The organism is Microbacterium sp. NPDC089188 (assembly GCF_040685155.1).
Classification (GTDB): Bacteria; Actinomycetota; Actinomycetes; order Actinomycetales; family Microbacteriaceae; genus Microbacterium; species Microbacterium galbum.
In genome coordinates this window covers 344,921-358,670 of sequence record NZ_JBFBHH010000004.1, presented here as the reverse complement: position 1 = coordinate 358,670, position 13,750 = coordinate 344,921, and the positions used below count along the sequence as shown (strand labels likewise).

Sequence of the window (13,750 nt, the reverse complement as noted above, 5' to 3'; positions counted from 1 at the left end):
TCATGCGCAGGCAGAACTTCACCGATGACACGGTCGACTACGCGGCGGTCGGTGCCACCCAGGCGCCCGACCTCATGCAGTATCCGCCGGAGCACTCCGTGCCCGCCGAAGACGCCTGGCGCATCGGCAGCGGCGAGGAGCGTTTCGCCGCCGCGAGCGAGCTGCTGCTGTCGTGGGCGCCGTTGCGCGGCGAGGAACTCAGCATCACCGACGTGCGCCCGGCATCCGGGGAGGGCTACGCGGGCGTCGGCTTCGACGCCGAGGGCGCGCCCGTCGCGCCGAGCCGGCTCGAAGCAGAGCAGCGCTTCGCCGCCGACGGCACGCCGTTCGTCCGCCCCGGCACCGGCGTGCGCCTGCACGGCAAGGTCGACGGACACCGCGCCGACGCCGAGCTGCGCGTCATCTCGGTCTTCGAGGAGCCTCGTCGTGTCGGCTTCATCCTGGGCACCGTGGGGCACTCGATCGTGAGCGGCGAGGAGCTCTTCAGCCTCGAGTGGCGCGAGAACGACGAGGTCTGGTTCGTCGTACGCGCCTTCGATCGGCCCACCGCCCCGTCGTACCGCCTCTTCACCAGCCGCGTCCGGCGTCGGCGCAAGGCGTTGTTCGCGCGCTACCTGCGCGCGATCTCGCCGCTGTACTCCTCCTGATGGGCGGGCCCCTCCCGCTCGGAGACCCCGCGCCGGTCGACGGACGCCTCCCCGACGACCTCGTCATCGATCCCGGCGCCGATTTCGGCGTCTACCTGCACGTGCCGTTCTGCCGCGTGCGCTGCGGCTACTGCGACTTCAACACCTACACGGCGAGCGAGCTCCGCGGAGCGCGGCAGGACGACTTCGCCGACACCCTGGCCACCGAGGTGCGCCTGGCGGGCGCAGTGATGGATGCCGCGGGCGGTCGGCGCGCGGCATCCACGGTGTTCTTCGGGGGAGGGACGCCGACGCTGCTGCCGCCGGGCGACCTCGCCCGCATGCTCGACGCGGTCCGCGACGAGTTCGGCATCGCGCCGGGCGCCGAGGTGACCGTGGAGGCGAACCCCGACACCGTGGACGACGCGGTCGCCGACACCCTCGCCGCCGCCGGGGTGACGCGCCTGTCGATCGGCATGCAGTCGGCCCGGCCCCACGTGCTCGCGGCGCTCGACCGCACCCACGATCCGCTGAACGTCGCCACCGCGGTCGCGGCCGCGCGCCGCGCGGGTCTCGACGTCTCCGTCGACCTGATCTACGGCGCGCCGGGGGAGTCGCTCGACGACTGGCGCGCCTCGCTCGAGGCGGCGACCGCTCTCGAACCCGACCACGTGTCGGCGTACGCGCTCATCGTCGAGGACGGGACGAAGCTCGCGCGGCAGATCCGCTCCGGCGCCGTCGCGACGCCGGACGACGACCTGCAGGCCGACATGTACGAGCTCGCCGACGATCTGCTCGCCGCCGCGGGCTACGACTGGTACGAGGTGTCGAACTGGTCGCGGGGCGTCGCGCACCGTTCGCGCCACAACCTCGCGTACTGGCGCGGCACCGACTGGTGGGGCTTCGGTCCGGGCGCGCACAGCCATGTCGCGGGGCTGCGCTGGTGGAACGTGAAGCATCCCGCCGCGTACGCCCAGCGGCTCGCCGCCGCCGAATCGCCCGCCGCGGCGCGAGAGCGTCCCGACGAGACGGCGCGTCGGCTCGAATCGGTGCTCCTGCGCAGCCGCATCCGCGAAGGGCTCGCGGTGTCGGAGATCCTCGGCGAGGGGCGCAAGGCCGTGGCATCCCTCATCGCCGACGGGCTCATCGAGGGCCCGGATGCCGTTCGCGGGCGCATCGTGCTGACCCGTCGCGGACGCCTGCTGGCGGATGCCGTGGTGCGCGCGCTGACGGCCTGACCCGGGGACGCCTCTGCTGCCCACGGGCTGAATCGTCGGGCGTGACGATGCCCGCGGCCCGTTGGCGCGTCGGTGCTTCGTGCAAACGCCCGGCGAGGCGTAAACGCCCTGTCCGGGGGTTTGCCGCTCGGAGCGGCGTTCACACGCATGCCGCGCCGTCCGACCGCGCCGCCTGACCGCGACGCCGCCGACCTCCGCGAGCCGCTCGACGCACGGGCGGGGCGATCGTCGTAGAATTGGCACTCAGTCGAGTCGAGTGCCAAACGGGAGGAGCAGCCATGGTGTCGGAACGCGGCCTCCAGGTCTTGCGCGCGATCGTCCAGGACTACGTCGACACGCGCGAGCCCGTCGGCAGCAAGGCCATCGTCGACCGCCATGCCTTCGGGGTGTCGGCGGCGACCATCCGCAACGACATGGCCCTTCTCGAGGACGAAGACCTCATCGTCGCGCCGCACACGTCGTCGGGACGCGTCCCGACCGACAAGGGCTACCGCGTCTTCGTCGACCACCTCGCCGAGCTCCGCCCGCTGTCGAGCGCCCAGCGCAGCGCCATCACCTCCTTCCTCGATGAGGCGGGCGACCTCGACGACCTCCTCGCACGCACGGTACGGGCGCTGACGCAGCTGACCGGCCAGGTCGCGATCGTGCAGTACCCCTCGTTCGCTCGCGCCAACGTCACGCACGTCGAACTCGTCGCCCTCGGCGGGCCCCGGGTTCTCGTCATCCTGGTCACCGACACCGGTCGGGTGTCGCAGCGCATCGCGCTCGTGCCCGCCGAGCCCGGCGAGAGCGACATCGCCCTGCTGCGCGCGCGCGTGGGCGCGGTGCTCGTCGGACACAGCGTCGCCGAGAGCTCCCAGCGCGTCTCCGAGGCCCTCACTGCCGGCCCGCGCCCCGGGGTCGTGCTCGACGCGATCGCCGACGCGGTCCTGCGCGTGGTCGGGGAGGAGCTCGAGGCCTTCCGTCAGGACCGTCTCGTCATGGCCGGCGCCGCGACCCTCGCCAAGCGCGAGCAGGACTTCCGCGGCAGTATCTACCCGCTCCTCGAAGCGATCGAGGAGCAGGTGACCCTGCTGCGCCTGATGAGCGAGATGGTCGCCGACGAGAAGGGGCTGTCGGCGAGTATCGGGCGCGAGAACGAGCCTTTCGGCCTCGTCGAGGCCTCCGTGCTCGCGAGCCGTTACGACGGCTCCACCGGCGGGGCCCGCGTGGGTCTGCTCGGGCCGACCCGCATGGACTACTCCTCCAACCTCGCGGCGGTCCGCGCCGTCGCGCACTATCTGACCCGGATGCTCGAAGACGACGACAGCTCGCGCTGACGTCTCGCGCCGCGAGCACTCCCCACGAGAACGACCCCGCGCGAGCGGGCAGGAAGGCGATTGTGGCTGACCACTACGAGGTCCTGGGCGTCGAACGCGACGCCAGCCCGGAAGACATCAAGAAGGCCTACCGGCGTCTCGCGCGCCAGCTGCACCCCGATGTGAATCCCGGCGAGGACGCGTCCGAGAAGTTCAAACTCGTGACACACGCCTACGACGTGCTGAGCGATCCCGAGCAGCGCCGCCGCTACGACATGGGCGGCGACCAGAGCCCGTTCGGGGGCGGGGGAGCGGCCGGGTTCGGCGGTTTCAGCGACATCTTCGAGACGTTCTTCGGCGGCGCGCAGGGCGGCGGCGGAGGCCGCGGCCCGCGACCGCGGTCACGCCGGGAGCGCGGCCAGGACGCCCTCGTCCGCGTCACGCTGCAGCTCGGCGACGTCGTCTTCGGTACGCACCGCGACCTCGAGGTCGACACGGCGGTCCTCTGCGAGACGTGCCAGGGAGCGTGCACGCAGCCCGGTACCAGCGAGGTCACCTGCGACATCTGCCACGGTTCCGGTCACGTGCAGCGCACCGTGCGGAGCCTCCTCGGCAACGTCGTCACCGGCCAGCCCTGCACCGTGTGCCACGGTCACGGCACGACCATCCCCTACCCCTGCGGCACCTGCCAGGGTCAGGGCCGGGTGCGCGCGCGCCGCACGGTGTCGGTCGACATCCCCGCGGGCGTCGAGTCGGGCCTGCGCCTGCAGCTCCCCGGCTCGGGCGAGGTGGGCCCGGCCGGAGGCCCCAACGGCGACCTGTACCTGGAGATCACCGTGGAGGCGCACGACGCATTCAGTCGCGAGGGTGACGACCTCGTCGCCACCCTCGAGGTGTCGATGCCCGACGCCATCCTCGGCGCCACCACGACGATCGAGTCGCTCGACGGCTCCGTCGACCTCGAGGTGCGCCCGGGCGTGCAGTCGGGCGACGTGCTGACGATCAAGGGCCGCGGCATCACGCCCCTGCGGGGCAGCCAGCGCGGCGACCTGAAGGTCGGTGTGCACGTGGTGACCCCCACGCGCCTCGACCACAAGGAGCGGGCTCTCATCGAGGAGTTCGCCAAGCGCACCAAGGCTCCCGGGCCCCGCCTGGCCGAGCACCAACAGGGCATGTTCAGCAAATTCCGCGATCGCTTCCGCCACTGAGCATGGCGCTGCACTTCGTCACCGACGACGCCACCGACGCACAGCCGGGGGATGCCGTGACCCTCACCGGGCCGGAGGCGCATCACGCCGCGAGCGTGCGGCGCGTGCGGGTCGACGAGGCGGTCACGCTCGGCGACGGACGCGGCGTGTGGCTCTCGGGAGTCGTGACCGCTCTCGGCCCCAAGCAGGTCGACGTGCGCGTCACGGGCCGCGAGGAGGTCGCGGCGTCGGTCCCGCGGTTCGTGCTCGTGCAGGCATTGGCGAAAGGCGACCGCGACGAGCTGGCCGTCCAGGCGGCGACCGAGCTCGGCGTCGATGAGATCGTCCCGTGGCAGGCGGCGCGCAGCGTCTCGCGCTGGGATGCCAAGGCCGACAAGGGGCTCGCGCGCTGGCGGACGATCGTCCGCGAGGCTGCGAAGCAGGCGCACCGCGCGTGGGTGCCCGAGGTCGAGGGCGTGGCCCGGACGGCCGACCTCGTCGCCCGTGCCGGTGCCTATGTCGTCCTCGTGCTCGAGCCGACGGCATCCGTCCGCCTCACCGAGGTGGCCGCGGAGGCATCGGACGGTCGCGACGTGGTGCTCGTGGTGGGCCCGGAGGGCGGGATCGCCCCGGAGGAGCTGTCGGCGCTCGAAGACGCCGGCGCCCGCCTCGTGCGGCTGGGCGACACCGTGCTGCGGACCTCCACCGCCGGGGCCGCGGCCATCTCGGTGCTGTCGGCGGCGCACGGGCGCTGGTGAGCCGGGCCGTGCCGGGCGCTTCTCGCATCCGGCGCGGATACGGCAGATCGGGGCGTCGATTCTCCGCCCCGAGCGGCGGGATCCGCCCCGATCCGGGTCGGTGAGCGCCGAGAGGGCGTCGGCGAAACGGCCGAGCCCCGGTGTCGGAGGCCCTCACTAGACTGGATGCCATGAGCGAACCGTCGATCTTCACGCGCATCCTGCAGGGCGAGATCCCTGCCGAGATCGTGGCCGAGACCGAGAACGCCTTCGCGATCCGCGACATCGCCCCTCAGGCGCCGGTGCACCTGCTCGTCATCCCCAAGACGCAGCAGTATCGCAACGTCGTCGAGCTCGCGGCCGGCGACCCGGAGCTGCTGACCGAGGTGATCGGTCTCGCGAACAGCGTCGCCGCCGAGCACGCCGACGGCGATTTCCGTCTGATCTTCAACACCGGCGAGGGTGCCGGACAGACCGTCTTCCATGTGCACGCCCACGTTCTCGCGGGCGGCCTGAACGAAAAGAGCCTGGGTGGCTGATTCCCCCGAAGAGACCGTCTCCGAGCAGATCGCCGTCGACGGCGTGGCCATGGTGCAGCTGCTCGGTCCGCAGGACCGTCTCCTGCGCGTCGTCGAGAAGGAGCATCCCGACGTCGACGTGCACGTGCGCGGCAACGAGATCACGCTGTCGGGCTCTCCCGCGGCGGTGCGGGCCGCTCGCGGCCTGGTCGACGAGCTGGTCGCCATGACCCGCTCCGGCCACGGCCTCGACCCGGCCGACGTGACGAGTTCCAACCGCATGCTCCGCACCGACGGCGGGCCTCGCCCGTCCGAGGTGATGGGCGAGGCGATCCTGTCGTCGCGCGGAAAGGTGATCCGCCCCAAGACGGCCGGCCAGAAGGAGTACGTCGACGCGATCGACGAGAACACGATCGTGTTCGGCATCGGCCCCGCCGGTACGGGCAAGACCTACCTCGCGATGGCCAAGGCCGTGCAGGCACTCCAGCGCAAAGAGGTCAACCGCATCATCCTGACCCGACCCGCCGTCGAGGCGGGCGAGCGACTCGGGTTCCTCCCCGGAACACTGACCGACAAGATCGACCCGTACCTGCGCCCGCTGTACGACGCGCTCAACGAGATGATGGACCCCGACATCGTGCCCAAGCTCATGGCGACGGGCACGATCGAGGTCGCCCCGCTGGCCTACATGCGCGGTCGCACGCTGAACGACTCGTTCGTCGTGCTCGACGAGGCGCAGAACACCACGCCCGAGCAGATGAAGATGTTCCTCACGCGCCTCGGCTTCGGCACCCGCATGGTGGTCACCGGCGACATCACGCAGGTCGACCTCCCGCAGGGCGCCTCGGGTCTGCGTCTGGTCACCCGCGTGCTCGGCGACATCGACGACATCCACTTCTCGCGCCTGACCAGCGACGACGTCGTGCGTCACTCCCTGGTCGGCCGTATCGTCGACGCGTACAGCGAGTACGACGAGAAGCGCCTGGCCGCGCGTCGCGAACGCGACGAGGCCTCCGAGTTCGCCAACCGTGCGGAGCGACGCGGCCCCGGTGCCGCCGGTCCCCGCGATCACCTCCCGAGACGAAACCGCTCATGACGATCGAGATCAACAACGAATCCGGCCACGAGGTCGACGAGCAGGTCCTGCTGCGCCTGATGGAGTACAACCTGGCGGAGCTGCACGTCAGCGCCGACGCCGACGTGGCGATCGTGCTCGTCGACGAGGGGGCCATGGAGTCGCTCCACGTGCAGTGGATGGACGAGCCCGGCCCCACCGATGTGCTGAGCTTCCCGATGGACGAGCTGCGTCCCGGCTCCGAAGACGCCCCCACCCCCGCGGGGCTGCTGGGCGACATCGTGCTGTGCCCCGCCGTGGCCGAGACGCAGGCGGTCGCCGCGAAGCACTCGACGCAGGACGAACTCATCCTCCTCACCACGCACGGGTTGCTGCACCTCCTCGGATTCGATCACGCCGAACCCGACGAGGAGCGCGAGATGTTCGGGCTCCAGCGGGAGCTGATCACCGGGTTCCAGGCCGTCGAGCGCCAGCGTCGGGCATGACCGAAGCGCTCCTCCTCGTCGCCGCCTTCCTCCTCGTCGCGTTCGGCGGCCTGATGGCGGCCTCCGAGGCGGCGCTCGGCGTGACCTCGCGCACCGACCTCCTCGAGCTCGGCGCCTCAGGCCGCAACGCCCGATCGCTCCGGCGGATCGCCGACGACACGAGCGCGCACAACACCGCGGTGGTGTTCATCCGCGTGCTCGCCGAGACGACCGCCGCCGTGCTCGTCGCCGCCGCATTCATGCTGATCTTCGACGACATCTGGTGGGCCGTGATCGCCGCGGCCGTGCTCATGACGGGCATCTCGTTCGTCGCGGTGGGGGCGAGTCCGCGTACCGTCGGTCGCCAGCACGCGCGCGGTCTGCTGCGCGGCGTCGCCCCCGTCATCCGGGGCATGCGCATCCTGCTCGGCCCGCTCGCGCATGGTCTCGTCGCCGTCGGCAACCGCGTGACGCCGGGGGTGTCGCACTCCACCTCGTTCGCGTCGGAGGAGCAGCTGCTCAGCATCATCGACGAGGCGGCCGAGAACGAGTTGATCGAGGAAGACGATCGCGAGCTGATCCACTCGGTCTTCGACTTCACCGATCGCTACGTCCGCGAGGTCATGGTGCCGCGCACCGACATGGTCAGTGTGGATGCCGCGGCCACCTCCCGCGAGGCCCTCGCGCTGTTCCTCGAGAAGGGCGTCTCCCGGGTGCCCCTCGCCGATGACGACGCCGACGACGTCGTGGGCGTGCTGTATCTGAAGGATCTCGTGCAGTTCGGCTTCCGCGACGAGGCCGGCTGGCGCGACGCCCCCATCCGCCGCATCGCCCGGCCGGCCGTCTTCGTCCCCGAGTCGATGAAGGCCGAGACGCTGCTGCAGCAGATGAAGAAAGATGCCGTCCACGTCTGCCTGGTCGTCGACGAGTACGGCGGCGTCGCGGGTCTCGTGACCCTCGAAGACCTCATCGAGGAGCTGGTGGGCGAGATCGCCGACGAATACGACGCTCCCAACACTGAGATCGTCGAGCTCGGCGAGGGCCGCTACCGCATCAACGCCCGCCTCGGGCTCGACGAGGTCGGCGACCTGTTCGGTCTCGAGCTCGACGACGAGGACGTCGACTCGATCGGCGGCCTGCTCGGCAAGGCGCTCGGCCGCATCCCTCAGCCCGGCGCCACCGCCGAGCACTCCGGCCTCGTGATGACCGGAGGCGCGTCGCGCGGCCGGAACCGGGGCATCGCCACCGTGATCGTCGAGCGCAGCGAGGTCTCCGCCGACGACGACGCCGACGCAGAGCTGTCGGCGCGTGAAAGGAACGACAGATGACCGACACCCGCTCCGGGTTCGTGACCTTCGTGGGGCGACCCAACGTCGGCAAATCCACTCTGACCAATGCGCTCGTGGGCGAGAAGGTCGCCATCACCAGCGAGAAGCCGCAGACGACGCGCCGCGCGATCCGCGGCATCGTCAACCGCCCCGGCGGTCAGCTCGTGGTCGTGGACACCCCCGGCATCCACCGCCCGCGCACCCTGCTCGGTCAGCGCCTGAACGACCTCGTCGAGCAGGTGCTCGGCGATGTCGACGTCATCGCCTTCTGCGCACCGGCGACCGAGAAGGTCGGTCCCGGCGATCGCCGCATCGCGGAGTCGCTGTCGGGCTACCCGCGCGCGAAGAAGGTCGCCCTCGTGACCAAGACCGACGCCGCGACCCGCGATCAGATCACCGAGCGTCTCGTCGAGGTCGATGCACTTCGCGAGGACTGGGCGGCGGTCATCCCGCTGTCGGCGGTGACCAACGATCAGCTCGACGTGCTGAGCGACGAGCTGCTCGCCCTCATGCCCGAGGGCCCCGCGCTGTACGCCGACGACGTGGTGACCGACGAGACGCTCGAAGACCGCATCGCCGAGATCATCCGCGAGGCGGCCCTGCACGGCGTGCGCGACGAGCTCCCGCACTCGATCGCCGTGACGGTCGACGACGTCGCGCCGCGCGAGGACAGCGACCTGACCGACGTGTACGCGAACATCGTCGTCGAGCGCGACAGTCAGAAGGCCATCATCATCGGCAAGAAGGGCTCGCGCCTGGCCGATGTGGGCGCGCGAGCACGCGCGGGCATCGAGCCGCTCGTGGGCGGCCGCGTCTATCTGTCGCTGCACGTGCGGGTGGCGAAAGAATGGCAGCGCGACCCGAAGCAACTCGGACGCCTCGGCTTCTGAGCCCCGGAGACCGCGCGACACCCGCTCGGCCCCCGACCGCGTGACCCCGACCGTGCCGAACGCGCGGTCGCAACGAAAGGTGCAGGCATGGCGAAGAGGTGGACGGCTCCGGCTCCGGGGCCCATCGAGACGTGGAGCTTCGACGAGGTCGACGTCGCCGCCCCCGGACCGGGCGAGGTGACGATCCGCGTGCGCGCGGCCGGCATCAACCCCGCCGACGCGAAGCACGTCGCGACGCAGCGCCCCGGCGCGACGTTCCCGGTGCCGATCGGGTACGAGCTGTCGGGTGAGATCACCGCGGTCGGCGATGGCGCGGTCGGCGGCTCGGGAGAGCTCGCGGTCGGCGACGAGGTCGTGGCGTTCCGGGTGCAGGGCGCCTACGCGACCGACCTCACCGTGCCCGCCCGCGACGTCTTCGCGAAGCCTGCGGCCCTCTCGCATCCCGAGGCGGCCAACCTGCTGCTCGCCGGAACCACGGCGGCCGAGATGATCCAGGTCACCCGGGTCGTCGAGGGCGAGACGGTGCTGCTGCACGCCGCCTCCGGCGCCGTCGGGGTGAGCCTGCTCCAGCAGGCGCGCGAACTCGGCGTCCGCGTGATCGGCACGGTCGGGGCGGATGCCGACGACTCGGCCGAGCGCGTTCGTCGCTACGGCGGGATCCCGGTGGCCTACGGCGACGGGCTGCGCGAGCGCGTCGAAGCCGCGGCCGACGGAGCGGCGATCGTCGCCGCCTGGGACGCGGCGGGGACCGACGAGGCCATCGACGTCTCGCTCGAGCTGGTCTTGGACCGCGACCGCATCGTCACCATCGTCTCGCCCGATCGCGCGAAGGCCGACGGCTTCCTGTGGATCGCCGGAGCCCGCCCGGAGAGCGCCCGTTTCCGCGACATCGCCCGCGCTCGGGTGTTGGAGCTCGCGGCATCCGGGGCCCTGGAGGTTCCCCTCGCCCGCACGTACCCGCTCGCCGAGGCGGTCGAGGCCGTGCGCTTCGTCATGACCGGGCACCCCGGCGGCAAGGTCGCCCTCCTGCCGTGAGCACGTCGCCGTTCGCCCTGCCGCCCGCGCCCGAGACCCTCGAGGTGACGGGGGAGCGCGTGCGCCTGCGCCCTTTCGAGGAGCGCGATCTCGAGGCCATGGCCGGCTACCGCGGCGACGCCGAGGTGTGCCGGTTCCTCCCGTTCGACCCCCAGTCGCCCGACGACATCCGTCGCCGCATCGGGCATCTGTTCGGCGGGACGAGCCTGGAGGGCGAGCGCGGCGGTGTCGTCCTGGTCATCGAGAGCGAGGGCGCCGTCATCGGCGACCTCGTGCTGTTCCACCTCGACACGGACGCGGGATCCGCCGAGATCGGCTGGGTCGTGAGCCCGGGGGCATCCGGCCGGGGGCTCGCCACCGCCGCGGTGCGCGCTCTCATCGACACCGCCTTCGTCGTCTACGGTCTGCGGCGGGTGGAGGCCCGGATCGATCCCGACAACGCCCGCTCGGTCGCACTCGCCGAACGCCTCGGCATGCGCCGGGAGGCGCATTTCGTCGAGAAGGAATGGTTCAAGGGGCGCTGGGGCGACCTGCTCGTGTACGCCGTGCTGGCGCGCGAGTGGGCAGCGCCCGCGGCCTGACGTCGGCGGCTCGCGACGCGGACGCGGCGGAGGCCGCGGTGCGGGGCTGCTACGATCGCTCCATGCGCTTCGGTGGCCTTCTTCTTCTTAGCTGCCGCGACGAGTCCTCGTTCTAAGGGCCTTCCTCGTCGCGGAGATCGTCGTCGGCCCCACCGAACGAATCTAAAGAAGCGACACATCATGAAGAACACCCAGAAGCCCACGTCCGCTCCGGTGCACAAGTACCGTCCCTTCCACGAGCAGATCTGGGTCGACCTGCCCGACCGCACGTGGCCGAGCAAGCGCATCGAGGTCGCACCGCGCTGGTGCGCCGTGGATCTGCGCGACGGCAACCAGGCCCTGATCGATCCGATGAGCCCCGAGCGCAAGCGGGTCATGTTCGACCTGCTGGTGAAGATGGGCTTCAAGGAGATCGAGGTCGGTTTCCCCAGCGCCAGCCAGACCGACTTCGACTTCGTCCGCCAGCTGATCGAAGAAGAACTCATCCCCGACGACGTCACGATCCAGGTGCTGACGCAGGCGCGCGAGCACCTCATCGCCCGCACGTACGAGGCGATCGCCGGCGCGAAGCAGGCCATCGTGCACCTGTACAACTCCACGAGCGTGCTGCAGCGCGAGGTCGTGTTCCGCACCGATGAGCAGGGCATCGTCGACATCGCGCTCGAGGGCGCGCGCCTGTGCAAGAAGTACGAGGCGACGATCCCGCAGACCGAGGTCTATTACGAGTACTCGCCCGAGAGCTACACGGGCACCGAGCTCGCCTTCGCGCTGCGCATCTGCAACGAGGTGCTCGAGGTCTTCCAGCCGACGGCCGAGCGCAAGGTCATCCTGAACCTCCCCGCCACCGTCGAGATGGCCACGCCCAACGTCTACGCCGATTCCATCGAGTGGATGTCGCGGAACCTCGACCACCGCGAGAACGTCATCCTGTCGCTGCACCCGCACAACGACCGCGGCACGGCGGTGGCCGCCGCCGAGCTGGGCTACATGGCCGGCGCCGACCGCATCGAGGGGTGCCTGTTCGGCAACGGCGAGCGCACCGGCAACGTCGACCTGGTGGCCCTGGGCATCAACCTGCTGACGCAGGGCATCGACCCGCAGATCGACTTCAGCGACATCGACCAGGTCAAGCGCACCGTCGAGTACTGCAACCAGCTGCCCGTCCCCGAGCGCAGCCCCTGGGCCGGCGACCTGGTCTTCACCGCGTTCAGCGGTTCGCATCAGGATGCCATCAAGAAGGGCTTCGAGGCGATGGAGGCTCGCGCGACGGCCGAGGGCAAGACGATCGACGAGATCGAGTGGGCGGTGCCGTACCTGCCGATCGACCCGAAGGACCTGGGCCGCTCCTACGAGGCCGTCATCCGCGTCAACTCGCAGTCGGGCAAGGGCGGCGTCGCCTACCTGCTGAAGGCCGACCACGCGATCGACCTGCCGCGCAAGCTCCAGATCGAGTTCTCGGGGGTCGTGCAGGCGCGCACCGACGCCGAGGGCGGCGAGGTCTCGAGCGCCCAGATCTGGGACATCTTCACCGACGAGTACCTGCCCGCGACCGACGACGACCAGCGCTGGGGCCGCTTCGAGCTGCTCTCGACCCGCTCCTCGAGCGACATGTCGGGCGATGTGCACCTCGACGTCTCGCTGCGCGACGGCGACACCACGCACCCGGCCTCGGCCGTGGGCAACGGTCCGGTCGCCGCGTTCCTCGAGATCGTCCGTTCGCAGGGGTTCGACGTGACCCTGTACGACTACGTCGAGCACGCCCTCAGCTCCGGCGGCGACGCGCAGGCCGCGGCCTACGTCGAGCTGCAGGTCGACGATCAGCGCCTGTGGGGCGTGGGGATCGACGGCGACATCTCGACGGCGTCGCTGAAGGCGATCGTGTCGGGCGTCAACCGCGCGATCCGCACGCGTCAGGCCACCGGCGCCCTCGCGGGCGTCTGACCCGACCGGAGCCTCCGGCCGTGGCCTACGCCCACGGACACCACGAGAGCGTGCTGCGTTCCCACGCCGCGCGCACCGTCGCCGACTCGGCGGCGTACCTGGTGTCTTCGCTGTCGGCCGGCACCCGCATCCTCGATGTGGGCGCCGGTCCCGGCACCATCACCGTCGACCTCGCCGACCGGGTCTTCCCGGGAGAGGTCGTCGGGGTGGATGCCGCCTCCGACGTCGTCGAGATCGCCCGCGCCGCCGCCGGCGAGCGCACGAACGTGACCTTCCGCACCGGCGACGCCTACGCCCTCGACGTGCCCGACGCCTCGTTCGACATCGTCCACGCCCATCAGGTGCTCCAGCATCTCGAGCGGCCCGTCGACGCCCTGCGGGAGTTCCGCCGCGTCGCGGGACCCGACGGCCTGGTGGCGGTGCGCGACGTCGACTACGGCGGGGTGATCTGGCATCCGCTCATCCCCGCCCTCGACGAATGGCTCGAGATCTACCACGGCGTGCACCGCGGGTCGTCGGGAGAACCCGACGCGGGGCGCGTGCTGAAGGCGTGGGCGCGCGAAGCCGGGTTCTCGCGCGTCGAGGCGAGCGCGAGCGTGTGGGTGTTCGACACGCCGGAGAAGCGCGCCTGGTGGGGCGGTATGTGGGCCGACCGTGTACTCGCCTCGGCGTTCGCGGGGCACGCCAGGCGACTGGGCCTCGCGGATGGGGCGACGCTGCAGCGCATCTCCGACGCGTGGCGGGAGTGGGCCGCGCACCCCGACGGGTGGATCCTGCTGCCGCACGGCGAGGTGCTCGCCCGGTGGTGACGGCGGTGGAGGGCGTGGATGCG

General features: G+C 71.2%; 14 protein-coding genes. All 14 read left to right on the top strand.

Annotation, left to right across the window (positions count from 1 at the left end; genetic code table 11):
* Positions 1 to 2 precede the first annotated feature (2 nt).
* The 14 genes from AB0N80_RS14820 to AB0N80_RS14755 all read left to right on the top strand — a co-directional run bounded on the left by AB0N80_RS14820 (position 3) and on the right by AB0N80_RS14755 (position 13,727).
* Entirely contained in the window at positions 3 to 647 is a 645-nt protein-coding gene (locus tag AB0N80_RS14820) for a DUF1990 family protein (protein WP_315995623.1), read from the top strand.
* Complete coding sequence (gene hemW / locus AB0N80_RS14815) at positions 647 to 1,864, top strand: radical SAM family heme chaperone HemW (protein ID WP_363579149.1); 1,218 nt, start codon at positions 647 to 649, stop codon at positions 1,862 to 1,864. The genes AB0N80_RS14820 and hemW overlap by 1 nt, the downstream gene beginning before the upstream one ends.
* Before the next feature lie 278 nt (positions 1,865 to 2,142).
* Positions 2,143 to 3,183 (top strand): heat-inducible transcriptional repressor HrcA, encoded by a 1,041-nt coding sequence (gene hrcA, locus AB0N80_RS14810; RefSeq protein WP_363391799.1) that lies wholly within the window; start codon positions 2,143 to 2,145, stop codon positions 3,181 to 3,183.
* 62 nt (positions 3,184 to 3,245) lie between these two features.
* Positions 3,246 to 4,370, top strand: coding sequence for a molecular chaperone DnaJ (gene dnaJ / locus AB0N80_RS14805; protein WP_363579147.1), 1,125 nt, complete (start codon positions 3,246 to 3,248; stop codon positions 4,368 to 4,370).
* A gap of 2 nt (positions 4,371 to 4,372) precedes the next feature.
* Entirely contained in the window at positions 4,373 to 5,107 is a 735-nt protein-coding gene (locus tag AB0N80_RS14800) for a 16S rRNA (uracil(1498)-N(3))-methyltransferase (protein WP_363579145.1), read from the top strand.
* A 170-nt stretch (positions 5,108 to 5,277) separates the two neighbouring features.
* Positions 5,278 to 5,625, top strand: a complete 348-nt coding sequence (locus AB0N80_RS14795; RefSeq protein ID WP_363391793.1) for an HIT domain-containing protein — start codon at positions 5,278 to 5,280, stop codon at positions 5,623 to 5,625.
* 49 nt (positions 5,626 to 5,674) lie between these two features.
* On the top strand, positions 5,675 to 6,700 hold the full coding sequence (locus tag AB0N80_RS14790; protein WP_315995901.1) for a PhoH family protein: 1,026 nt from the start codon (positions 5,675 to 5,677) through the stop codon (positions 6,698 to 6,700).
* Positions 6,697 to 7,164 (top strand): rRNA maturation RNase YbeY, encoded by a 468-nt coding sequence (gene ybeY, locus AB0N80_RS14785; RefSeq protein ID WP_076675771.1) that lies wholly within the window; start codon positions 6,697 to 6,699, stop codon positions 7,162 to 7,164. Before AB0N80_RS14790 ends, ybeY begins: the two co-directional genes overlap by 4 nt.
* Positions 7,161 to 8,471 (top strand): hemolysin family protein, encoded by a 1,311-nt coding sequence (locus AB0N80_RS14780; protein ID WP_315995629.1) that lies wholly within the window; start codon positions 7,161 to 7,163, stop codon positions 8,469 to 8,471. Before ybeY ends, AB0N80_RS14780 begins: the two co-directional genes overlap by 4 nt.
* Positions 8,468 to 9,361: a GTPase Era gene (gene era, locus AB0N80_RS14775; protein ID WP_315995630.1), complete on the top strand. Its 894-nt coding sequence runs from the start codon at positions 8,468 to 8,470 to the stop codon at positions 9,359 to 9,361. Before AB0N80_RS14780 ends, era begins: the two co-directional genes overlap by 4 nt.
* An 87-nt stretch (positions 9,362 to 9,448) precedes the next feature.
* Positions 9,449 to 10,396 carry an NADP-dependent oxidoreductase gene (locus AB0N80_RS14770; RefSeq protein WP_363579143.1) on the top strand — a complete coding sequence of 316 codons (948 nt, stop codon included), beginning with the start codon at positions 9,449 to 9,451 and terminating at the stop codon, positions 10,394 to 10,396.
* Entirely contained in the window at positions 10,393 to 10,977 is a 585-nt protein-coding gene (locus tag AB0N80_RS14765) for a GNAT family protein (protein ID WP_315995632.1), read from the top strand. Before AB0N80_RS14770 ends, AB0N80_RS14765 begins: the two co-directional genes overlap by 4 nt.
* Positions 10,978 to 11,157: 180 nt before the next feature.
* Entirely contained in the window at positions 11,158 to 12,918 is a 1,761-nt protein-coding gene (gene leuA, locus AB0N80_RS14760; RefSeq protein WP_363579140.1) for a 2-isopropylmalate synthase, read from the top strand.
* Positions 12,919 to 12,938: 20 nt separating this feature from the next.
* Complete coding sequence (locus AB0N80_RS14755; RefSeq protein WP_363391784.1) at positions 12,939 to 13,727, top strand: methyltransferase domain-containing protein; 789 nt, start codon at positions 12,939 to 12,941, stop codon at positions 13,725 to 13,727.
* Positions 13,728 to 13,750 lie beyond the last annotated feature (23 nt).

What these genes read in the sequence shown, in the direction of transcription:
- era (WP_315995630.1), top strand. Translation starts at nt 8,468, where the DNA reads ATGACCGACACCCGCTCCGGGTTCGTGACCTTCGTGGGGCGACCCAAC.
- AB0N80_RS14795 (WP_363391793.1), top strand. Translation starts at nt 5,278, where the DNA reads ATGAGCGAACCGTCGATCTTCACGCGCATCCTGCAGGGCGAGATCCCT.
- AB0N80_RS14770 (WP_363579143.1), top strand. Translation starts at nt 9,449, where the DNA reads ATGGCGAAGAGGTGGACGGCTCCGGCTCCGGGGCCCATCGAGACGTGG.
- ybeY (WP_076675771.1), top strand. Translation starts at nt 6,697, where the DNA reads ATGACGATCGAGATCAACAACGAATCCGGCCACGAGGTCGACGAGCAG.
- hrcA (WP_363391799.1), top strand. Translation starts at nt 2,143, where the DNA reads ATGGTGTCGGAACGCGGCCTCCAGGTCTTGCGCGCGATCGTCCAGGAC.
- hemW (WP_363579149.1), top strand. Translation starts at nt 647, where the DNA reads ATGGGCGGGCCCCTCCCGCTCGGAGACCCCGCGCCGGTCGACGGACGC.
- AB0N80_RS14780 (WP_315995629.1), top strand. Translation starts at nt 7,161, where the DNA reads ATGACCGAAGCGCTCCTCCTCGTCGCCGCCTTCCTCCTCGTCGCGTTC.
- AB0N80_RS14820 (WP_315995623.1), top strand. Translation starts at nt 3, where the DNA reads ATGCGCAGGCAGAACTTCACCGATGACACGGTCGACTACGCGGCGGTC.
- leuA (WP_363579140.1), top strand. Translation starts at nt 11,158, where the DNA reads ATGAAGAACACCCAGAAGCCCACGTCCGCTCCGGTGCACAAGTACCGT.
- AB0N80_RS14790 (WP_315995901.1), top strand. Translation starts at nt 5,675, where the DNA reads ATGGTGCAGCTGCTCGGTCCGCAGGACCGTCTCCTGCGCGTCGTCGAG.
- AB0N80_RS14800 (WP_363579145.1), top strand. Translation starts at nt 4,373, where the DNA reads ATGGCGCTGCACTTCGTCACCGACGACGCCACCGACGCACAGCCGGGG.